The sequence below is a fragment of the Halosimplex aquaticum genome, assembly GCF_028747785.1.
Taxonomy (GTDB): Archaea; Halobacteriota; Halobacteria; order Halobacteriales; family Haloarculaceae; genus Halosimplex; species Halosimplex aquaticum.
Map to the genome: position 1 here is coordinate 3,783,824 of NZ_CP118158.1, position 21,550 is coordinate 3,805,373.

Annotated in this window: 17 protein-coding genes; 8 read left to right on the top strand and 9 right to left on the bottom strand. The window is 66.2% G+C overall.

What is annotated here, in order from left to right:
• The first annotated feature begins 139 nt into the window (after positions 1–139).
• Positions 140–1,648 (top strand): phosphoenolpyruvate carboxykinase (ATP), encoded by a 1,509-nt coding sequence (locus tag PSC72_RS18720; RefSeq protein WP_274322943.1) that lies wholly within the window; start codon positions 140–142, stop codon positions 1,646–1,648.
• 963 nt (positions 1,649–2,611) lie between these two features.
• On the opposite strand, the gene PSC72_RS18725 is transcribed toward PSC72_RS18720, so the two are convergent.
• From PSC72_RS18725 to PSC72_RS18735, 3 genes are all read right to left on the bottom strand, one after another.
• The gene (locus PSC72_RS18725) at positions 2,612–4,498 is read right to left on the bottom strand and encodes an ABC transporter ATP-binding protein (protein ID WP_274322944.1); all 1,887 of its coding nucleotides are present in this window, start codon (positions 4,496–4,498) and stop codon (positions 2,612–2,614) included.
• A 140-nt stretch (positions 4,499–4,638) separates the two neighbouring features.
• Positions 4,639–5,652 carry an RNA 3'-terminal phosphate cyclase gene (gene rtcA / locus PSC72_RS18730; protein WP_274322945.1) on the bottom strand — a complete coding sequence of 338 codons (1,014 nt, stop codon included), beginning with the start codon at positions 5,650–5,652 and terminating at the stop codon, positions 4,639–4,641.
• A gap of 228 nt (positions 5,653–5,880) precedes the next feature.
• Positions 5,881–6,165 (bottom strand): hypothetical protein, encoded by a 285-nt coding sequence (locus tag PSC72_RS18735; RefSeq protein ID WP_274322946.1) that lies wholly within the window; start codon positions 6,163–6,165, stop codon positions 5,881–5,883.
• A gap of 485 nt (positions 6,166–6,650) precedes the next feature.
• Between PSC72_RS18735 and PSC72_RS18740 the strand changes: the two genes are divergently transcribed.
• On the top strand, positions 6,651–8,066 hold the full coding sequence (locus tag PSC72_RS18740) for an FAD-dependent oxidoreductase (protein ID WP_274322947.1): 1,416 nt from the start codon (positions 6,651–6,653) through the stop codon (positions 8,064–8,066).
• 30 nt (positions 8,067–8,096) lie between these two features.
• Here the strand turns inward: PSC72_RS18740 and PSC72_RS18745 are convergent, their stop codons facing one another.
• A complete protein-coding gene (locus PSC72_RS18745; RefSeq protein WP_274322948.1) occupies positions 8,097–8,726 on the bottom strand; it encodes a class I SAM-dependent methyltransferase in 630 nt (209 codons plus the stop codon).
• Between the two features lie 269 nt (positions 8,727–8,995).
• On the opposite strand from PSC72_RS18745, the gene PSC72_RS18750 reads away from it, so the two are divergent.
• Positions 8,996–9,190: a cold-shock protein gene (locus PSC72_RS18750; RefSeq protein WP_274322949.1), complete on the top strand. Its 195-nt coding sequence runs from the start codon at positions 8,996–8,998 to the stop codon at positions 9,188–9,190.
• A gap of 144 nt (positions 9,191–9,334) precedes the next feature.
• Positions 9,335–10,174, top strand: coding sequence for an ion transporter (locus PSC72_RS18755; RefSeq protein ID WP_274322950.1), 840 nt, complete (start codon positions 9,335–9,337; stop codon positions 10,172–10,174).
• Positions 10,175–10,217: 43 nt separating this feature from the next.
• On the opposite strand, the gene PSC72_RS18760 is transcribed toward PSC72_RS18755, so the two are convergent.
• The 3 genes from PSC72_RS18760 to PSC72_RS18770 form a co-directional block, all read right to left on the bottom strand.
• Complete coding sequence (locus PSC72_RS18760; protein ID WP_274322951.1) at positions 10,218–10,526, bottom strand: hypothetical protein; 309 nt, start codon at positions 10,524–10,526, stop codon at positions 10,218–10,220.
• A gap of 488 nt (positions 10,527–11,014) precedes the next feature.
• A complete protein-coding gene (locus tag PSC72_RS18765; protein WP_274322656.1) occupies positions 11,015–12,001 on the bottom strand; it encodes an LLM class flavin-dependent oxidoreductase in 987 nt (328 codons plus the stop codon).
• Between the two features lie 74 nt (positions 12,002–12,075).
• On the bottom strand, positions 12,076–13,113 hold the full coding sequence (locus tag PSC72_RS18770; protein ID WP_274322952.1) for an alpha/beta hydrolase family protein: 1,038 nt from the start codon (positions 13,111–13,113) through the stop codon (positions 12,076–12,078).
• A gap of 133 nt (positions 13,114–13,246) precedes the next feature.
• On the opposite strand from PSC72_RS18770, the gene PSC72_RS18775 reads away from it, so the two are divergent.
• Both PSC72_RS18775 and PSC72_RS18780 read left to right on the top strand, forming a co-directional pair.
• The gene (locus PSC72_RS18775) at positions 13,247–14,284 is read left to right on the top strand and encodes an SGNH/GDSL hydrolase family protein (RefSeq protein ID WP_274322953.1); all 1,038 of its coding nucleotides are present in this window, start codon (positions 13,247–13,249) and stop codon (positions 14,282–14,284) included.
• Positions 14,285–14,337: 53 nt separating this feature from the next.
• A complete protein-coding gene (locus PSC72_RS18780; RefSeq protein ID WP_274322954.1) occupies positions 14,338–15,111 on the top strand; it encodes an IclR family transcriptional regulator in 774 nt (257 codons plus the stop codon).
• Positions 15,112–15,123: 12 nt separating this feature from the next.
• Here PSC72_RS18780 and PSC72_RS18785 read toward each other — a convergent pair whose 3' ends face one another.
• Positions 15,124–17,049 (bottom strand): hypothetical protein, encoded by a 1,926-nt coding sequence (locus tag PSC72_RS18785; RefSeq protein ID WP_274322955.1) that lies wholly within the window; start codon positions 17,047–17,049, stop codon positions 15,124–15,126.
• Positions 17,050–17,157: 108 nt separating this feature from the next.
• Between PSC72_RS18785 and dgoD the strand changes: the two genes are divergently transcribed.
• Positions 17,158–18,333, top strand: coding sequence for a galactonate dehydratase (dgoD, locus tag PSC72_RS18790; protein ID WP_274322956.1), 1,176 nt, complete (start codon positions 17,158–17,160; stop codon positions 18,331–18,333).
• 141 nt (positions 18,334–18,474) lie between these two features.
• Positions 18,475–19,599 carry an enolase C-terminal domain-like protein gene (locus PSC72_RS18795; protein ID WP_274322957.1) on the top strand — a complete coding sequence of 375 codons (1,125 nt, stop codon included), beginning with the start codon at positions 18,475–18,477 and terminating at the stop codon, positions 19,597–19,599.
• A gap of 116 nt (positions 19,600–19,715) precedes the next feature.
• On the opposite strand, the gene PSC72_RS18800 is transcribed toward PSC72_RS18795, so the two are convergent.
• Entirely contained in the window at positions 19,716–21,428 is a 1,713-nt protein-coding gene (locus tag PSC72_RS18800) for an RICIN domain-containing protein (RefSeq protein ID WP_274322958.1), read from the bottom strand.
• Positions 21,429–21,550: the final 122 nt, after the last annotated feature.

Sequence of the window (21,550 nt, forward strand, 5' to 3'; positions counted from 1 at the left end):
GTTTCCCACCCCACTGGCTAGATTTGCGACCGGCCGAACGATTTACTCGGGTTTTAAAAATTAATTCTATGCCATCAATTATCAAACGATCGGTTATCAGACCAGCTTTATCACCGACGGATGTGATCGATCGGGTACGATGTCACAACACGGGACGGCGATGGACTCGCCGACAGCGACACTCGCAGACCCCCGGACGGCGGACAACGTCGTGTACGACCCGACGCTCTCGGAACTGCGCGAGTTCGCGCGGGAGAAGGAGACGACGACGGAGTACGGTTCGCCGTCGTACGTGAGCGAACACCAGTCGCGCAACGCCGACCTGACGGAGAACGCGCTCGACGCCGAGTTCGGCGCTGCCGACTACGCCCACGTCAGGTCGGCCCTCGACGCCGCCGCGGACCGCGAGATGGTCTGTCTCGACCGGAAGCTCGGACGCCACCCCGAGAACAGCTACGTCTGTCGCTACTACGTCCCGAAGGAGTTCAGCCGCATCGCGCTGTCGTGGGCGAAGCTCCTCGAACCCGCGCCGGAGGACGCCGAGCCCGACTTCACGACCGTGCAAGTCCCCGACGCCGACGAGGTGGCCATCCGCGTGCTCCCCGACGAGGGGTTCACCGCCGTCCTCGGCACCGACTACTCCGGCGAGGCCAAGAAGTCGTTCCTGCGGCTGTTCATGCTTGACGCGAAGCGCCAGGGCGGCCTCGGCCTCCACGCCGGCACCAAGCGCGTCCGCCTCGAATCCGACGACGGCGAGTTGGAGACGGTGGGGCAGGTCTTCCTCGGCCTCTCGGGCACCGGCAAGTCCACGCTCACCGCCCACGGGCTGGGACTGGAGCCCCCGGAGGACGCGACGATGCTCCAGGACGACGTCTGCGCCCTGCGACCGGACGGGACCGTCGCCGGCAGCGAGGGCGAGGGTCTCTACATCAAGACCATCGGGCTCGGCCCCGACGAACAGCCGGCCATGTACGAGGCCGCGACCCACGAGTCGGCGGTGCTGGAGAACGTCGACGTCGCCGCGGACGGGACGGTCGACTTCGACAGCGATGCTCACACCTCGAACGCCCGCGGCATCGTCCAGCGCGAGCACCTGCCCTCGGCCGACGAGGACATCGACCTCGGATCGATCGATCAGGTGTTCTTCATCACGCGCAACCCGGCGATGCCCTCCATCGCGAAGCTCTCGCCCGAAGAGGCCGCCGTCGCGTTCATGCTCGGCGAGTCCGTCCAGACGAGCGCGGGCGATCCGGACAAGGCGGGCGAGGCCATCCGCGTCGTCGGCACGAACCCCTTCATCATCGGCTCGGAGGGCGAGGAGGGCAACCGCTTCCGCGACCTCATCAGCGACCTCGACGTCGAGGCGTACCTCCTCAACACCGGGACCGTCGGCGGCCGCGACATCGGCGTCGACGACACTGTCACGCTGCTCCGCGAGGTCAGCCGCGGGTGCATCGAGTGGGCCGACGACGCGACGACGGGCCTGACCGTCCCGGACTCGGTGCCTGAACTGGACGTGAGCCGGTTCGACGTCGCGGACGCGCTCGACGACGCCGACGAGCAGCTCAGCGACCTGCGCGAAGAGCGCGAGGAATACCTCGACGAGTTCGACGACCTCGACGAGTCGATCCGCTCGGCCGTCTACTGAGCGCGCGGATCGCAGTCGACGAGTCGTTCTTTTCGGAGACGGTTCGCGTTCGTTCTCTCGACATCTCTCGACTTCCGTCGCGTTCCGTTCGCAGTAGATAGTAGCACGAGCTCTTCATTCAGAATCTGTCGTGAAACAACCGCTCGATACAGGCTGTATATTGAGCGACAATCGGTCGCTAAACTCGTTTGTCGCTTTCAATCAGTCACCGGAAGTTCACATATTCGTGGAAAGGCGCGTATTGACGGCAGTCACAGCGTTATCGAGAAAGTCATCAAGCCAACGATGCAGCCACAGTCCACCAGCTAGCGCAAGATAACCGATCACTATCGGGAGTGCGTTCACAGACGACTCACAGGTTCTGCCAGCGGTTTCAACCGCGGATATTGCAGGGTAGGCTATTCGCACGCCCGATGCAGAGCCGAAGTGGTACCACAGCCACTCAAATTTGAGCGAAGCGGTAGGTTGTCCGGCGACGACGCCACTTCCGGTCTCGCACCAGCCTGTCAATGTCAGCTGGCCCAGTACGAGGAGAACCAAGCCACCTGCTGTTAACGTTGCAGCGCGGTCGCCCCAATGGTTCCGGTGTGCTCGCCAGAGGACAACCGCAGTGGCCCCCACCATGACGCCGATGAACCATAGTTGTGGATACATCAGCGGATGTGTCCCACCCGAACCGAGGAAGAGATACAGTACTGCAATCTGAGCAGTAACGAGCACCGTGAGTAGTCCCGTGATTGCAGTCCCCCGTAACAGCACTGCTGGCCAGTTCCGGTCGGGTGTTGTCGGCCACATATGGAGACCACGACAGAATGCAAGCCAATAAACACAGGGGTCGGGACAATCGCCAGCCTGCAGATGTATCTCGATCACTTCGCAGACGTACGTATCGAATCCACCGATTCAGTTACAGGAGCGGTCCTGAACAAAGAAACCGTAGTACGAACTGCTGTTAGACCAGGCTCACACGTCTCCACGGGCCCGGTCGACGAACTCGTCGGGCAGGTCGTCTATCTCGCCGGCCTGGACTGCCCAGAGGTTGGCGTAGAGTCCGTCCTCCTCCAGCAGTTCCTGATGCGTGCCGCGTTCGACGACGCGCCCCTCCTCCAGCACCAGGATCGTGTCGGCGTCGGTCACCGTCGAGAGGCGGTGGGCGATGACGAAGGTGGTGCGGTCGGCGGCCAGGCGGTCGAGCGAGCGCTGGATCAGCACCTCCGTCTCGGTGTCGACGGCCGAGGTCGCCTCGTCGAGGATGAGGATGTCGGGGTCCTGCAGGACGGTGCGGGCGATGGAGATGCGCTGGCGCTGGCCGCCCGAGAGGCGCGCGCCGCGCTCGCCGACCTGCGTGTCGTACCCGTCCGCCAGCTCCTCGATGAACTCGTGGGCCTCCGCGGCTTTCGCTGCCTCGATAATCTCCTCGCGGGTGGCGTCGAACTCGCCGTAGCGGATGTTCTCGGCGACGGTCCCGTCGAAGAGGTACGTCTCCTGGCTCACGTAGCCGATGGACTCCCGCAGGCTCCCCACGGTCACGTCGCGCACGTCGTGGCCGTCGACGCGGATCGCCCCCTCGTCCACGTCGTAGAGGCGCATCAGCAGCTTGACCGCCGTCGACTTCCCGGCCCCGGTCGGTCCGACGAACGCCACCGTGTCGCCCGCCGCGGCGTCGAAGCTCACGTCCTCGATGATCGGTTCCTCGTCGTAGCCGAACGTCACGTCGTCGTACTCGACCGCGCCGTCGACCGGGTCGAGTTCGATCGCGTCGGGCGCGTCCTCGATGCGGACGGGCGTGTCCATCAGCCCGAAGATGCGCTTGCCGCTCGCGCGGGCGTTCTCGAACCAGTCGATGATGTTCGAGATCTGGGCCAGCGGGTCGATGAAGCGCTGGGTCAGGAAGATGAAGACGACGAACTCGCCGACGGTCAGATCGCCCGAGAAGAAAAGCGGCGGCCCCGAGAACAGCCACAGGCCGCCGACGACGAACGTCGCGACGAACGAGAGGCCGGCGAGCAGGCGCATCCCCGGTCGGTAGAGGAAGGCGAGTTTCAGCACGTCCATGTTCGTCGTGTAGAAGTTCCACGAGGCCCGCTCGACCCGCTCGGTCTCGAACTCCTCCGTGTTCGAGGTCTTGACGAGCTGCATGCCCCCGATGGAGTTCTCCAGTTGCGTGTTGAGGTCGCCGACGCTGGAGCGGACGGCGTCGTATCGCGGCGCCACTTTGCGGCTGAACCAGATAGTAAAGAGCGCCATCAGCGGCACGCCGACGAGCGTCACCAGCGCGAGCTGCCAGTTCATCGAGATGAGCAGCGCGCCGATGGCCAGCACCATGATGACGAGCCGGAACCCGTTTTTCAGCGCCTGGTCGAGAAACCGCTCCAGGTTGGTCGCGTCCTGGTTGAGGATGGACATGGCTTCGCCGGTCTGCTGTTCGTCGAAGAAGGCCATGTCGAGCTCCTGCATCTTCCGGAAGGTGTCGACGCGGACCGCGTGGAGCGAGCGGTGGGCGAACACGTCGCTCGCGATCCCCTGGGCCCACGTGCAGGCGGCCGTCACCACGAACGCGCCGACGATGAGCGCCACGGAGAACCAGAACTGGGCCTTCGGCTCGGCGGGCAGCCACGCCTTGGGAACCAGCGGGAGCGAGTAGTCGCTCGATCCGTTGAAGACGGCGTCGATTGCCGTCCCGAGTACCAGCGGCGGGAGGAGGCTGGAGAGGCGCGCGACGAGGTTCATCGCGACGGCGACGACGAACCAGTGGACGCGCGGCAGCCCGTACTCCCGGAAGACCCGACGCAACGGCGCCTCGACCTCGTCGACCCGGTCCGCAACGGCGACTGTCGTGTCCTCGGACATTCGATCGTCTCCGCACAGTCGATTGTCCCGCAAAAGCGTTTGCATTCTTCGCCACCGATAGGTCAGATACCGGAGAGATGTTCCGCGACCGGTGGGGAGACACGCGCGGGTCAGACGCGAATCGAGCGGTGACCTATCAGTCACCGATCAGCGACGAGCGCAGGCGTCCGACCGGACTCGTCGACGGTCACTTCCCGCCCGAAGGCGGCGAGCAGGTCGCGATTCGATGACACGTGGTCGGTGACGCGCGGGATCGTGATCTCGCCGCCCGCGAGGGCGAGAAAGACCAGCAACTGGTCGCCGAGGTGAGCGTCGACGGCCGCGCCGGACTCGCGCCACCGGCGGATCGCGTCCGTGGTCTCCCGAGCCACGTCCTCGGCGGACTTCTCGGGGGCGCCGTAGGCGTCGAACCCGACTGGCGAGCCCCCGGCGTCCACGCGCACCGTCACGACGGACCCGGAACTCTCGGTGGCCGCGTACGTCGTGCGATGGTGGACGACTTCGATACCCAGTCCCGCGAGCGCGTCGGTCGCGGTGTCCGCCTGGCGCTCGACCACGTCGCCGTCGGCGAGGTCGGTGGACGCCTTCGAGTAGACCCGGGCGGTGGTCGGACGTCCCCGCTCGGTCAGTTCGATCGGCGACAGCGTCGACGGCCACAGGCGGAGCGTCGCGCGACCGCCGCCGGCCGGATAGAATCCGGTCTTCTCGCATTCGACGGCGGCGGCGATCCCCAGCCGACGGAGCAGCGGAAGTTTGACCGTCCGATAGTAGGCTATCGGTGGCGACCACTTCACGTCGGTCCCGCCCGTCGCGGTGATCGTCAGCGGCTCGTCGATTTGCGTCGCCAGCGGCAGGAACGTGTCGAACAGCAGCGTGAGGCTGCCGGCGGTCCCGATGTCCGCCTCGTATCGGCCGCCGGAGGGAGCCGCGGGCTCGAACCGGATGGTCTCCGATCCCCCGTCGGCGCCCTCGACCGCGGCGTCGCAGACCTCCGCGGCCGCGGAGACGGCCGTGAGGTGCTGTGGTTTGAGACCGGGCGTCGGGCGCGTCCCCCGCACGTCCGTTATCTCCACTGCCTCCCCGTCGAGCATCGAGAGCGCGAGCGCGCTCCGGACCAGTTGTCCCCCGCCTTCGCCCCCGTCGACCTCTAACATGAGCGACGCTTTCTCGCCGCAGGGTATATGTTTCCCGGTGATCGTCGCGAACCGGGAGCGCCCGGCACACCGACGTCACCGATCGCGGGTCGTCGCGTCAGATCCGGAGGTACTAGCCGTTGGCTGGCGTCGAAAAGGGGCCGCGGCGTCGTCCGGAACCCCGAGAGCGGCTTCTCTCGGGTCCGGTGCGTTACTGCGCCCCTGGAAGCGACGGGGAGGTCGAAGGCGTCACTGACTGCGGCTCTGGACCATCCGCTCGACGCGGCCGACGAGCGTGTCGCGGCCGGCCGCGCGTTCGACCATGTCGCTCATCTTCGTCTGTTCGAAGTAACTGGCGAACGCGAGGATCGTCGGCGGCCACAGGCCCACGAAGATCCCCTGTTCCTTGTCTCCCCGGGCGTAGAAGAAAAACCACGACAGGGCGACCGATCCCGCCGCGAGGAAGACCGCGGGATCGGTACCTGTTTCCTCGGCCGCTTGCATCGCTTCTTGCTGTTGACCTTGTGACTCCATGCACGCACCCTTCGGACGGGACCGGTTTAGTTAGCCGCCGGGTAGCTACGACAACCGCAGGTTATCGCCCGTAGCGACCGAAAAACCCGAACTTACGAACAGAAACGCGCGGTTACTCGGCGGTCGTAGACGGTGACGTGGCCGTGCGCCGGGTCGCGGCGGCGCCGATGTGGAAACCGACTTGCCGGCCGACGACGTAGCGCCGCCCGGCCGATGACGATCCGCGCCACCGAGCCGGCCTGACGACCCGGCGGTGACGAACCCTATGAGTTCCGAGGCCATCGACTTCTCGACGAGCGGCGCGACGCGACGTCGCCCCAGCCAGTTCCGGGTCGGGGAGCCCCGACCGAGCGCTTGCGACGGCCGTCTCGGGCTGTCCGCGTATCGTCGATGCAGGGTTCGCTTGCCGTCGAAAACGAGGACGAAGAATATGAGTTATCTGTCTGGAACGCACGCCGAAACATAGCGACCGGGAACGCACAACAATGTCTGGCAAATACGACCTCGTTATCGTCGGCGGCGGGATCAGTGGCGCATCGCTCCTGTACACGACCGCGAAGTTCACCGACATCGGCTCTATCGCGCTGATAGAGAAGGAATCGGAGATCGCGGCCATCAACTCACATCGGACGAACAACTCACAGACGCTCCACTTCGGGGACATCGAGACCAACTACACCCTGGAGAAGGCCGAGGAAGTGAAGGAGGGGGCCGAACTGCTCGCGGGCTACCTCGAACGGTACGACGCCGACCGGGAGATGCACGCCAAGCGGAGCAAGATGGTACTGGGCGTCGGCGACGAGGAGGTCGAACAGCTCGAACGGCGGTACCACGAGGAGGGCTTCGGCGACCTCTTCCCGAAGCTCCGGCCGATCGACCGCGAGGAGATCGCCGAGGTCGAACCCAAGGTGGTGGAGGGCCGCGACCCCCACGTAGACATGCTCGCGCTCCAGACGCCTGACGGGTACGTCGTCGACTACGGGCAGACCACGAAGTCGTTCGTCGAGCAGGCTGCCGAGGAGTCGAACGTCGACGTCTACACCGGCACCGAAGTCACCGACATCACCCCGACGCTGGACGGCTACACCATCGAGACGACGGAGGGGCGCTTCGACTGCGACGCCACCGTCGTCGCCGCCGGCTCGCACAGCCTCCAGATCGCGAAGGAACTCGGCTACGGCGAGGACAAGGTGTTGCTCCCCGTGGCGGGGAGCTTCTTCCTCGCCGACGACCTGCTGAACGGGAAGGTGTACACCCTCCAGATGAAGAAACTCCCCTTCGCGGCCGTCCACGGCGACGCCGACGTCCACGACCCCTCGATCACGCGGTTCGGACCGACCGCGAAGCTCGTCCCGACGCTCGAACGCGGTCGTATCTCGACGGTCGAGGACTTCCTCGACGTGTTCGGACTGAACGCGGCGGCGTTCCTCAGCTACGCGAACATCCTCTCGGACAGGGTCCTGCTCCCGTACGTCCTCCGGAACCTCGTCTACGACGTGCCCGAGATCGGGCCGAAGCAGTTCCTCCCGCACGTCCAGAAGGTGGTCCCGAGCGTCGAACTCGACGACATCCAGCGGGCGAAGGGATACGGCGGCGTCCGCCCGCAGATCGTCGACACGAAGGAGAAGTCCCTGGACATGGGCGAGGCGAAGATCGTCGGCGACGACGTCATCTTCAACATCACGCCCTCGCCGGGCGCCTCGACGTGCCTGAAGAACGCGATGCGGGACACCCACACCCTGCTGGAGTTCCTCGACGGCGACTACGAGTTCGACGAGTCGGCGTTCCGAGCGGACACGATCGACAACTTCCCGCGCGGCGAGACCGCTGACGGCTCCGTCGACATGGACGCGGCCGACGGATCGAGCACCGACGCCGCCGACACGGCGACCGACGACTGACGACCGACAGCGGCAACTGACGGCGGTGACTCACCGGGCACGAAACGCGCGAATCGTGTCCCGTTTGCCGTCGCGCCGCTCGACCTGTTCGAAGCCGAGGCCGCCGAATATCTCCCGCCAGTCCCGGTAGTACAGCGGGAACTCGTCGCGGACGTAGTTCACGTCCGGGTCGTCGTCGTTTTCGACGCGCTCGGCGTCCGGCGCTTCCTCCTCGATCTCGACGGTGACGAGCAACTCGCCCGTGACCCGAGCGATCTCCTCGAAGACCCACTCGGCGTCGGGGTGGATGTGCTGGAGGGTCTGGACGGAGTAGACGGCGTCGAAGCGGTCGTCCGCGAAGTCGCCGACCACCGATTCGATGGCGTCGGCGTAGAACGTGCCGGACTCCCGGAGGTCCGGGTACTGCTCTGCCATCACGTCGAAGGCGTCCTCGTTGAGTTCGATACCGGCAAGGTCGTCGAATCCGCCGTCGAGGAGATGGGCGAGGTGACGCCCGGAGCTACAGCCGAGTTCCAGCACCGACGCGTCCCGCGCGACGTGCCGATCCAACAGCTCGCGTACCGACTCGCTCGTCTCGTCGGGGCCGTAGTAGGCGTAGTACTCCGGCGAGTACTCGCCCGAACGGTCCTCCCACTGGTTCCGGACGTCGTTAGAATCCACATCGATACGCCGCGTGGAAGACGTATAGTCTCGTCGGCCGACGCCGTGGCCGGATACCCACGCTGCCCCTGCCACACGCCAGAAACTGTGGATTCCAACGAAACGGCCGGTCGATGTCCGGAATCAGTCATCGGATCGACCCGTTCTTCCAAGGATACCGATCGAGCGTATACCTATCGACTGTTTCGACATACATTGTTTTTATTTTTCAGATATTATAAAACGAATGCGGAATACTTATACGCTCGTCCGGCGTTCGTTACATTGTAATGGCAAACGGTAAGGTTGATTTCTTCAACGACACAGGCGGTTACGGTTTCATCGACACCGAGGATGCTGACGACGACGTGTTCTTCCACATGGAGGACGTTGGCGGCGAGGATCTGACGGAAGGGACCGAGATCGAATTCGAAATCGAGGACGCCCCCAAGGGCCCGCGCGCGACGAACGTCGTCCGCACGTAACCGAGGTTCGCACCGTCGCCTGACGGCGACCGAACGCACCTTGTTCTACTTGACGTTCCACCGGCGAGCGATAGCGCCTCCGCAGCGACGGAAAGACGCTGCCGAGACCGGTGGGATTCTATAGCGCGGCACACACGGAGGCACATGGGGAGTGCCGCGTCGACGCCGCCGGAGGAACTCCGCGAGCGCGTCCGTTTCTACCTGCTCGACCACCGAACGCGCCTCGGGAAGGCCATCGACGTCGCGTTGCTCCTGTTGAACCTGGTGTTCATCGCGGTCTACGTCGCCCAGACGTACCCCACCGGGCCGTCAGCGACAGCGCAGCTCTGGACGCTCGAAGCGGTCATCGCGGCCGTCTTCGTGGTCGAGTACGTCCTCCGTCTCTACGGGGCCCGGGACCGACTGGCTGAGTTCACCAACCCCTACACGATGGTCGACCTGCTGTCGGTGCTCCCGACGGTCGCGGTGTTCGTCAACCCGGCCCCGGCCGTCGTGTTGAACGTGGGATTTCTGCGCGTCCTGCGTGTGATCCGCGTTCTACGGTTCTACCGGTTCACGCAGGACGAGGAGTTCTTCTTCGGGACAGTCTCGGCGGGCGCCCTGCGCGCGATGAAACTCCTGTTGACGGTACTGGTCGTCCTGTTCGTCTCGGCAGGCCTCTTCTATAGCGTCGAGCACCGGGCGAATCCCGGCGTGTCCCACTTCGGTGACGCTTTCTACTACGTCGTCGTCAGCCTCTCGACGGTCGGGTTCGGTGACATCGTCCCTGTGACCCGGGCGGGACGGTGGGTCACCGTGTTGAGCATCCTCGGGGCGATCATCCTCATCCCCTGGCAGGCCGGGAAGATCGTCCGCGCGTGGACGAGCGACGACGAGGTACCGGTCACCTGTCCGCAGTGCGGGCTCACCGGGCACGATCCGGACGCCTCGCACTGCAAGGCCTGCGGTCACGTCATCTACCAGGAGTACGACTCGCCGGAGTGAACCCCGGCTACACCAAACCTCACTCGGAGGGCGGCGATCCGAGTCACTCGCTCGATCGCTCGCGAGCCGCTCGTACGTGCTCGCGGGCTTCTTCGGGCGTCATGCCGCGAACGCCGCAGGCGCACGAGCGCAGTTCCGGGTCGGTCAGGTCGTCCACCTGTTCGACCCGGTCGCGTTCCAGCCGGTCGGTCTCGGGGTCGTACTCGAAGTACACGCGGTGGTTGACCTGCGTCACGCCCTCGATCCGGTGTTCCTCGTCGGGGTCGGGGTTCGCGATAGCCTCGGCGTGTTCGGCCTGCATCGCGTCCTTCCACTCGTTCAGCGCCGCCTCGGGGTCGCGTTCGTCGGTCACGTCGGACCGAACCGGCTGACGAACAAAAAACCCGCCGACCATTGATCGCGTCTCCGGAGACCACCACCGATCCGAAAATGGAGTATGACAGAAAATAATGTATGATATAATACCGTCATTGTATCTGAGCCGATAACCGTGGCCTTCACCATGCCAACAAAGATCGATCGTTCGTAGTCCGGACTATTGCCGCCCTTATGCACTAATACGCCCGATCTGAGTGAAACACCCTCCGATATATGATATCGATCCAGATTATCTACGCCAGCGACAATCGAATTTTATACGCCCATGTTTTCGGGCATTGGGCGCTCCTTTCCGGATTGCGCCGTCACTATTGGGTACGAGGACCCGGCTCCGCCAGAAATTATAGATGTTAGGTATGAATTCGATACTCTAACTTTAATTACTATCTCACGGGCGATGGAATTCGACCGAGAGAGCGGCGACGCGGTGTGGGTGTCGCTGTGGTCGAACGGCTCGGCCGGTCAGTTGAACTCGGGGATGACCTCGTCGCCGAAGAGGCGGATCTGGTCTTCGACGAGGTCTTTGGGCATACCCGAGTGGTGGAATCGCAGGGCGAGCTGGTTGAGTTCGAAGCGTTCTTGCATGGCTTCGATCTGTTCGACGATCTGCTCGGGCGTGCCGTAGATGAAGCGGTTGTCGGCGAGTTCTTCGAAGTCTTCGACGCTGTCTGCGGTCATCAGCGGGTGGGAGAACTCGCCACCGTATTCGTCGACGTAGGTGGTGTGGAGGTACTCTTTGCGCTCCATGACTTCTTCTTCGGTCTCGGCGATGACGGCTTCGCGCATGAGCGGGTGGTCCATCGATTCCCAGTCCTGGTCGGTGTCTTCGACGTGGTCGCGCTGCTGGTTCTTGCGGTCCTCGACGATGTCGAGGTCGGCGACGACGCCGGGCACCCACGCGTCGGAGAACTGCACCGACCGGCGGATCTGCTTGGGACCCCACCCGCCGATCCAGAGGCTCGGACGGGGTTCCTGGATGGTTTTGGGCAGCGGCTGCCAGTCTTCGACCTCGAAGAACGGACACTCGTAGGAGATGGGCTCTTCGGAGGAGAGGAACTCGTCGATGAACTGGATGCCCTCGATCATCCGGCCCGCCCGCTCGTCCATCGGCACGCCGAACGCTTCGAACTCCTCTTCCACGTAGCCCAGGCCGACACCGAGCGTCAGGCGGCCGTCGGAGATGTTGTCGAGCATCGCCGCGCGCTGAGCGACGTGCAGCGGGTGATACAGCGGCAGGATCAGGACAGAGGTGACGAGTTCGAGTTCTTCCGTGCCCTGGGCGATGCTGGTGAGGCGCGTCAGCGGCGACGGCCAGTAGTTGTCGCCCTCGGTCGCCTGGTGGTCGTTGACCCAGCACGTCTCGAAACCGACGTCCTCGGCGACCTGACACTGCTCGACGACACCCTCCCAGGTGTCACCGCCCTCTATCGGGAAAATACCGAATTTCATGGGTTCGATCGCACCTGCGGTTGGCCCCTACATACTTCTTACGAGAGGTCGCCGCGCTGACGGCCGGGCGGGAGTCAGAGGTGCTGGGCGACGAACGGCCAGACGCCGTCGGCGTAGTAGCGGTGTCCGCCGGGACCGACGACCAGTTCACACCGGTCCAGCGCCCCTGCGGCCTCGTAGATCTCCGAGAGGCGGTCGAACGAGCGAAAGACGCCGTCGATGGGGAATATCTCGTCCTCGCGGCCGGCGACGGCGACGAACGGCCGCGGCGCGATGAGGCCGGCCACGTCCCACATCTCGCCGAGACCGAGCACGCCGGGGAGGTAGTTGCACTCGCAGTGGTCGATCGACGCGATGGAGTCCTCGAACGTGCAGAAGTACGACGACGGCGCGGCGACGTCGATGCGTTCGTCGATCGCCGCCGCGAACAGGGTCACGGCGCCGCCGCCCGAGTGGCCGGTGAGCGCGATCCGGCCGTCGTCCAGGTCGTCGCGGCCCTCGACGAAGTCGATCAGGCGGGTCACGTCCCAGACGCGGTCGCCGACCAGCGAGCGGCCGAACAGCTGCGCGTGCAACTGCATCGTGTGACAGGTGCGATATCCCATCTCCTCGTCGGCGGGGTTGGTCAGTTCGCCCATGCCGCGCATGTCCGGGGCGAGCGCCGCGTAGCCGCGTTCGACCGCCTGCACCGCGATGTCGCGCTCGTCTTCCTCGATCTGTCGGCGCTGCTCGTCTGTCTCGGCGCGGCCGACGGCGACCTCCTTCGCGCCGTCGCCGTGGCCGTGGGCGACGAGGACAGTGGGATACGGCGGGTCGGGGTCGTCGGGCAGGAGGAGGTAGAAGGGGAGGCGCAGGCCGGTCTCGGTCTGTATCGTCCACCGCTGGCGCTCGTAGCCGTCGAGCGACTCGCTGTCGGTGCGTGTCGGGGCGAGCGACGGGACCCCGGCGTCCGCGATCACGTCCTGGCCGAGCACCGAGCGGAGGTCCTCTCGGAACGCGGCCTGCCAGGCGCGGAGCGCGTCGCCGGTCTCCCCGTCGTAGGCGTACCGGCGCTCGTGGTCGCGGAAGAGCCGCGACGTCCAGGCACCGGGGTCGAACTCCGTGTCGTCCATCTTGTCACCGGGTGGGACGGGAGGCGAAATAAAACCCGCTCTCCGCCGGCGGACCCGACGCCGTCCGACGCCCCCTCCCGGACGAGCCCGCCGCAGCCAGTACCTTGATGCCGACGGACGCCGGGTTCGGACTATGCACGTAGACGGCATGCAGTTCCACAACGTGAGCGAACTCCGCCGGGTCGAAGAGGGCGACGGACGGTTGATCCAGCGCGTTCCCGAGGCGATCAGAGCGGACCTCAACGAGGGCGCACAGTCGCGGATGCGCCACCCGGCCGGCGTCGAACTCCGGTTCGTCCCGGACGGGAGCGGGACGGTCGAACTCACGCTCTCCGTCCAGCCGGGCGGCAGCGCCGAGACCGGCACCGTCCGCGTGTTCTGGGGGCCGATCCAGGGCTACGACGAGTTCGAGATCGGTCCGGAACCGACCACCGTCGAGGTGTCGATGCCCGAGAAACTGACCCGGCTGAAAGACGCCGCAGTCGAGGATCTGGCGTTCGACCCGCAGGTCTGCCGCGTCTGTCTCCCCGGCGAGCACCGCGGCGGGTACACGCTCTATCACGGCGCGGCGGGCGAGTACCGTCCGCCGGAGGACGACGAGCTCCCGGACCGCCGGTATCTCGCCTACGGCACGTCGATCACCGAGGGCGAGGCGCCGCTGGGCGAACACCTGACGTACGTGAGCCAGACCGCCCGCCGACTCGACGCGGACCTCGTCAACCTGGGCTCGTGCGGCACCGCCTACTGCGACGAGGCGATGGCCGAGCACATCGCCGAGCGCGACGACTGGGACGTGGCCAGCCTGTCGCTCTCGATCAACATGGTCGGGACGTTCTCCGCCGAGACGTTCCGCGAGCGGGCCGAAAACTTCGTCGACACCGCCGCGAGCGCGAACCCGGACAAGCCGGTCGCCTGCATCACCATCTTCCGGAGCTCCTACGACGTTGTCGAGGGGGCCGACGAGGACGGCGAGTGCGAGCGGTTCCGGGAAGAACTCCGCGAAGTCGTCGCGGAGTCGCCCCACGACAACGTCCACCTCCTCGAAGGCCCGGAGCTACTCCCGACGATCGATGGCCTCACCACCGACCTCGTCCACCCCGGTGACGGCGCGATGACGACGATGGCGGAGAACCTCGCGACCGAACTCCGCCCTCTGCTCGACGGTCGATAACCGGTTCCCCAGAGACGAACAGTTTAAGTCCCTCCTGGTTCGTATGTCATCGTATGACAAATGCGGCGCGCAACGACCGGGGACGCACCATCCGCTCGGTGGAGATAGCGTTCAACATCATCGACGTCCTCCAGGAGAAAGGCGGCGCGGGCGTGACGGAACTGGCCGACGAACTCGACCACTCGAAGAGCACGATCCACAGCCACCTGCGGACGCTCGAAGACCGAGAGATCCTCGTCCGCGAGGGCGACGGGTACCGGCTGAGCCTCCGCATCCTCGACATGGCGACGCACGTCCGCGACCAGGTGGGCAACTACGACGTGATCCGCAGCGAGGTCGACACGCTCGCCGAGGAGACCGGCGAGATCGCGCAGTTCGGCATCGAAGAGCACGGCAAGGTCTCGTACCTCTACAAGACGACGGGCGAACGCGGGGTCGAGACGGCCTCGCGCGTCGGCACGCAGCAGCCGATGTACTCCACGTCGCTCGGCAAGACCATCCTCGCCTACTTGCCCGAGGAGCGCACCGAGGAGATCGTCCACGCGCAGGCCTACGAGGCGCTGACGCCGATGACGATCACGAGCGCGGAGGAGCTCTACGAGGACTTGGAGGCCATCCGCGAGCGCGGCTACGGCATCGACGACGAGGAGAACTTCGAGGGGCTGCGCTGCGTGGCCGCACCGGTCAAAAACGAGGAGACCGTCCTCGGCGCGGTGAGCATCACCGGCCCCTCCAGCCGGTTCACCGTCGACCGCATCCACGACGAGCTCTCAGACCAGGTCCAGCGCGCGGCGAACGTCATCGAACTCAACACGAAGTTCGCCTGAACGCCCGTCTCTCTAGTTTTCCGCCCGGTCCCACGGGAACGCGTACGTCGGGTCGTCGACGAACCGGTCCATCCCGGCCGACAGCGAGACGCGCGTCCCGCTCGGCAGCGAGACCCGGAGCGCATCCGAGCGCGATTCGTCCGATCCGTTCCCTCCTTCGTCCGCTTCCAGCGGATCGCCGTCGGAGTCGACGTCGGTGAACGCGTGCTCGCCGTAGGCGCCGGCCTGGGTGAGGACCTCGCGGTCCCGGCTCCCTCCGTTGACGAGCGTCAGGTCGATGCCCTCGGCGTCGATCCCTTCGACGAGCGCGCTGACACCCTCGGGGAGTCCGGGTCGTTCGCGCTCGGGGTCGAAGTGCCGGACCTGCGCCATGACCATCCCGCCGTAGTAGACGGGCTGGGGAGCGCCCATCGTGAGGTTGAGCAGCCCGCGGTGGAAGACGGGGTTGCGGTCGCGGAGGTAGTCTTCGTTCAGGACGTCCGGCTCGCGGCCCTCCTCGGCCATCCCGTCGAGCAGTTCCTGGGTGTGGTTGCGGTTGGCTTCGAGGACGCGCTCGGGGAACTCGGGGAACTCCCCTTCGAGGTAGGCGAGCCACGGCCACTCGTTGCCGGCGCCGTGTTTCGACGAGGGGCGCATGTCGACCTGCTTCCACTCCCGGGAGCCCCAGTCGCGCAGCCGCTCGACCCGCTCGCGGTCGGCCTCGTCCAGGGACATGTACCAGAGGTGGAACAGGTACGGGTCGTCGCGGTGGGTCTTGAACTCGTACCAGCCGTCGCGCCACATAATCTCGCCGTCGTCCTCGCGCAGGCCCGAGCCGTTGTAGTGGTAGTCGCCCTCGCCGCCGTACTTGTGGGGAATGTAGAGCGTGTCGCCCTGTTCGATCCCGTTCTCGATCAGCGTGTCGAGTTGCTGGCGGTGGAAGTCGAGGTGGTCGCGGTCGCCCGTCAGGAGGGTGGCGTTCTCGGCGGCGGTGGTCGTCCCGACGCCGACGTAGTGCCAGCCGCCCCACGACCAGCCGTACATGCCGCCGTACCACTCCCCGTTCGTGTACTCGCCGATCTCGCCCGAGAGCCCGACGTTGTCGGGGATGATCCCGTCGTTTCGCTCGACGCGGTCGCGCCAGGCGTCGAGGTACTCCGTGACCCACTCCCGGTACTCCTCCTCGCCGGTGTGCAGGTACGCGTTGGTCATCAGGCTGGAGATGGCGAGGTTGAGCGGGATGTCCCCCTTCGAACACCGCTCCTCGTAGATCTCGAAGAGGCGTTCCTCGTTGTCGAGGTCGAGCAGTTCGGTCGCGTTGTCGAACTCCAGGTCGCGCCAGGGCAGACCGTGGCTCGCCCAGCGATAGTCGGCCCCGTAGCCGCCGAAGGTCGACTGCGTCCCGAACGCCGAGAGGTCGCTGTACTCCGGGCCGGCGCTGCCGTTCATCGGCGCGCGGACGAGGCGCCGCTCGGCGTCGTAGTTGTGCAACTCGGAGTCCCCGAGGTACATGTCGGCGAACCGCTCGGCCCGCTCGCGGACGACATCGTCGTCCGGCGCGGCGAGTCCCATGTTGTAGGTGTAGAGGTTCCCCTCGCCGAGGTGGAACCAGTCGCGGCACTGCTCGAACTCGTCGACGACCATCGGGTGGCCGTGTGGCGTGTCGGCCCGCTCGAAACGGGTCAGCGCGCCCTCGTAGGCGTCCTGGGCGTGTTCGAGGAGGGACTCGTCGCCGCCCATCGCGTAGACGAGCGGCCAGTTGTAGAACCCCTCGATGATGTCGTCGTAGCCGTCGACGCCGACGTGGTCGTCCGGCGGCCAGAGCGGTTCGCCGTCATCGCCGAGATAGTCGGCGACGAACTCCTCGACCGCGCTCTCGAACAGGTCGAACAGCGCTCGCTGGCGCGTGGCCCACTCGGGCGGCTGGGCGACCGAGCGACGCGCCGCTAGCTCGAACATACTCCACCCACTGTCCCACGCGCTGATGAACATTTGGGTCGTGGCGGGCTGGTCCGGTTGTGTGAGCGGCCCGAAGATTCACCACCGCCGGGCGCGAGAGTCGAACCCATGCGTATCACCGACTACGAGCTGTACGAGGTGCCGCCGCGCTGGCAGTTTCTGAAACTGGAGACCAGCGACGGCGCGGTCGGCTGGGGCGAGCCGTACTCGAAGTGGCACTACCAGGGCGATGCGCCGTCGGCGACGCCCGCGGCGGTCGACCAGATGATGGAGAAGTACGTCCTCGGGGAGGATCCGGCTCGCATCGAAGACCTGTGGCAGGCGATGTACCGGAGCAGCTTCTACCGCGGCGGGCCGATCCACATGAGCGCGATCGCGGGCATCGACCAGGCGCTGTGGGACCTGAAGGGCAAGCGGTTCGGCGCACCGGTGTACGAACTGCTCGGCGGACCGGCCCGCGACCGCGTCCGCGCCTACCAGCACGTCTCGGTCCCGAGCGTCGAGGAGGTCGACGACCCAGCGGCCGCCGCTGCGCGCGAGGCCGAGGGACACGTCGCCGACGGCTTCCGGGCGCTGAAGCTCGTCCCGACGCCGGGGCTGGAACTGGTCGACTCGCCCGCGAGCGTCGACGCCGCGAGCGAAGTCGTCGGCGCCGTACGCGAGGCCGTGGGGGCCGAGGTCGACGTCGCCGTGGACTTCCACGGCCGCGCCTCCAAGACGATGGCCCGGCAACTGGCCGCCGCGCTCGAACCGCACGACCCGATGTTCGTCGAGGAGCCCGTCACGCCCGAGCACGACCACGCGCTGCCCCGGATCGTCGAGTCGACGCGGCTCCCCATCGCCACCGGCGAACGCCTCTACACCCGGTCGGACTTCCGCCCGCTCTTCGAAGCGGACGCGGTCGACGTGGTCCAGCCCGACGTCTCGAACGCCGGCGGCATCACCGAGACGAAGAAGATCGCCGACATGGCCGAGACCTACGACGTGTCCGTCGCGCCCCACTGCCCGATGGGCCCGCTCTGCACGGCGGCCTCGCTGCAGATCGACGCCGCCGTCCCCAACGCGCTCGTCCAGGAGCAAATCCTCCACAAGGTCGAGGGGGCGTTCCGGTACGTGGAGAACCCGGGTATGTTCGACGTCGTCGACGGGTTCATCGACGTCCCCGAGGGCCCCGGCCTCGGCGTCGAGATCGACGGGGCGACGGTCGAAGAGTGGGACGGCCGCGACCTCTCGTTCACGCGACCGCTGGGCCGACGCGCGGACGGGAGCGTCGGCGAGCGCTGACGATCGGGGCGCCGAACGCTGACGATCGGGCGGCGAACGGAAACGCGGTCGTGGAACGCGACCCGCTCGGTCGGTCCGTCAGGCCGCGGTTCCGGCGGACCGCCCGTGCGTTTATTGCGCTGTGTTCGCAACCCCCACAGAATGCGCGTCACCGACGTCGAGACGATCAGGTTCACGTACGAGTCGCACGGGAGGACCGACGAGAAGGGCCACGGCCACCCGGGGGAGCCCCACGAGGCGACGAAGACGCTCACGAAGATCGCCGTCGAGGGCGGTCCGGACGGCTACTGCTTCGGTGGGACGGAGGCCGCCAACGACGTCGCGGCGGACTACCTCGTCGGCGAGAACCCGCTGCACCGCGAGCCGCTGTGGAACCAGCTGTTCCGGACCCAGCGGCTCAACAAGGGGACCCTCGACACCGGGTCGCTCGCGGCCATCGACTGCGCGCTGTACGACGTGGCCGGCAAGGCCGCGGACATGCCCGTCTACGAACTACTCGGCGGCGGGCGTCGGGAGGTCCCCGTCTACGCGAGCACGATGGTCGGCGACGACGACCCGGACGGCCTCGGGACGGTCGAGGCGTACGTCGACTTCGCCGAGGAACTGGTCGACCGTGGGTTCCCCGCCATCAAGTTCCACTCGTGGATGCCGCCCTACGACGCCGATCCGGACCGCGTCGTCGAACTCTGTCGCGCCGTCCGCGAGGCGGTCGGTCCCGATATCGACCTGATGCTGGACTCCCACCACTACTACACGCGGACGGAGGCCAAGCGCATCGGCGACGCGCTCGGCGACCTGGACTTCCGCTGGTTCGAGGAGCCGATGGACGAGTACTCGATGTCCGCCTACGAGTGGCTCTCCGAGGAGGTCGACGTGCCGATCCTCGGCCCGGAGACGGCCGAGGGCAAACACAAGACCCGCGCCGAGTGGGCCAAGCGCGGCGTCGCCGATATCGGGCGGGTCGGCGTGTTCGACGTCGGCGGCATCACGCCCGCCCGGAAGGTGGCGGCGCTGTACGAGTCGTTCTACATGGAGTGCGAACCGCACGGCGACTCCGTGCCCGAACTGCACCACCTCTGCTCGATGGCGACCCCGGGCACCTACTTCGAGCACGGACTGCTCCACCCGAAGTACGACTTCGAGGCTCACTCGCGGCCGTGGCTGCGGAACTACCCCGCCCCCGAGGACGGCGTCATCGAGGTGCCCGACGAGCCGGGGCTGGGTTACGACATCGACTGGGACCTGATCGAGGCAAACCGCGTCTGACGGCGACCGAACCACGGCGCGTCTAAAACGGGAGAAAGAGACGGCGAAACCGGACTGCCGACCGGCGAGTTACCGGGGGCGGTCCGGTTCAGCGAAGGAGTCCGGACGGACCGACGTCAGGGCGGACTCGCGTTCGGATCCTCCACGGAGAGCGCCCACTGTTCGATCCAGTCGCGGAGGCCGCTACTGGGCACGGACAGCGAGTGCGTCGACCCGCCGTGGCTCGGGTACCCGCCGACGTCGTCCTCGTGGTTCGGGATGTCGCTGTCCGAGGCCGACGAGACGTCCGTGTCCAGCGAGCGGTTGGCGACCTCGTCGATGACGCGCTGTTCGTGGCTGATCCGATCGGCCGGCCGCGCGCCGCCGTAGCTGAGGTTGTGACTCTCCACGTCGCCCGAGGCCATCGGCGATAGTCCGCTGGGCCAGAGCGGACGCGATCCGGTCGTCGACACGCTGCAGAACGTCCGCCCGTTCAGCCCGGGGTCGGCGACGAGGTTGTCGTTGATGTAGACGGTCCCGTCGCCCTTGACGATAGCGTCCGACCAGTCGAACCGGCCGAGGTAGACGTTGCCCTCGATGGACGACTGCATCCCGGACGACCCCATGATCGCCTTGTCGAAGTAGTAGACGACGTTGTTGGCGATGACGCTCTGGGTGTCGTCCTTGAGCCGCGGGTTGCGGTCGTTGTTCTTCGCCCAGACGTTGCCCAGCAGCGCGACGTTGGTCGCACCGTCGCCGATCAGCGACCCGTTGGAGTTCTCCTCTGGACCTTCCAGCCCCTCGGCGATCAGGCAGTTCGCCACCGTGGTGTCGGTGCTGTCGTAGCCGACCGAGAGGTTCTCGTCGCGACCCCAGTAGGACGTACAGTGGTCGAAGATGACGTTCGACGTCCCGTCTGCGCTGTTCATGGGGTCGGCGCCCTCGGCGGCGCCGCCTCCCTCGCCGCGGAAGATGCGGATGTGCTGGACGATGCAATCGTTGCCCTCGACCTGGATCATCCCGTTCGTGAACGTGATCCCGGGCGAGGGGGCCGTCTGGCCGGCGACCCAGCACTGGTCGTTCGTGATCGACAGGTCGCTGCCGCCCAGATCGATCACGCCGCTGGCCTCGAAGACGACTAGCCGCGGGCCGCTGGCCGTGAACGCCTCCTCGACCGCGCTCTGCGTCGCCTCGGTCACCCGGTGGACGGTGACGTCGTCGCTGAACCACGAGGTGTCCGCGAACCCGTCCTCGTAGTGGAAGTCGGATCCGCTCCCGGTGGTGCCGCCACCGCCGGACCCGCCGTCGCCGCCCGACAGCTCCTCGAAGTTCCAGCGCTGGTTGTCGCCCTCCAGCCAGTCCCAGTCGATGACGTCCGCGCCGTCGGCGGTCGACCAGTCGCTGACGTCGAGCACGTTGCCGCTGGCGACGTTCTCGACGCGATAGGAGCCGTCGCTGTTCTGGGTGATGTTCCAGCGCTGCATGTCCCCGCCGTTCCACGACCACTGGTGGACGGAGGTCCCGTTGGCCGTGTCCCCGTTGGGCACGTCGAGGACGTTGCCGCTGTTGACGTTCTCGATGCGGTAGGTCCCGTCGTCCAGTTCCTCGACGATCCAGCGCTGGTGGTCGCCGCCGTTCCACGACCACTGCTGGACGTTGTCGCCGTCGGCCGTGCCCGCGCCGGCGACCTCCAGCGCCTTCCCGCTGTGGACCGGCGTCAGCCGGTAGGTCGCGCCCGACGTGATGCCCGGCGCGGCGCTGGCACTGCCCGACGCCGCCGCTGTTGCCACTGCCCCGATGCTACTCGCTCCAACGAGGCGCAGGAAACTGCGCCTGTCGTGTCGTGTCATGAAGTGACACCGAATTCGCATACAATCGGATATAAAATAAACATTTTCTAGAAAATATATAATTAACTAAGATGTTATGGGATCGGCCGGAGTCGGCCCGCAGGTCGACTATCGATAGAAAC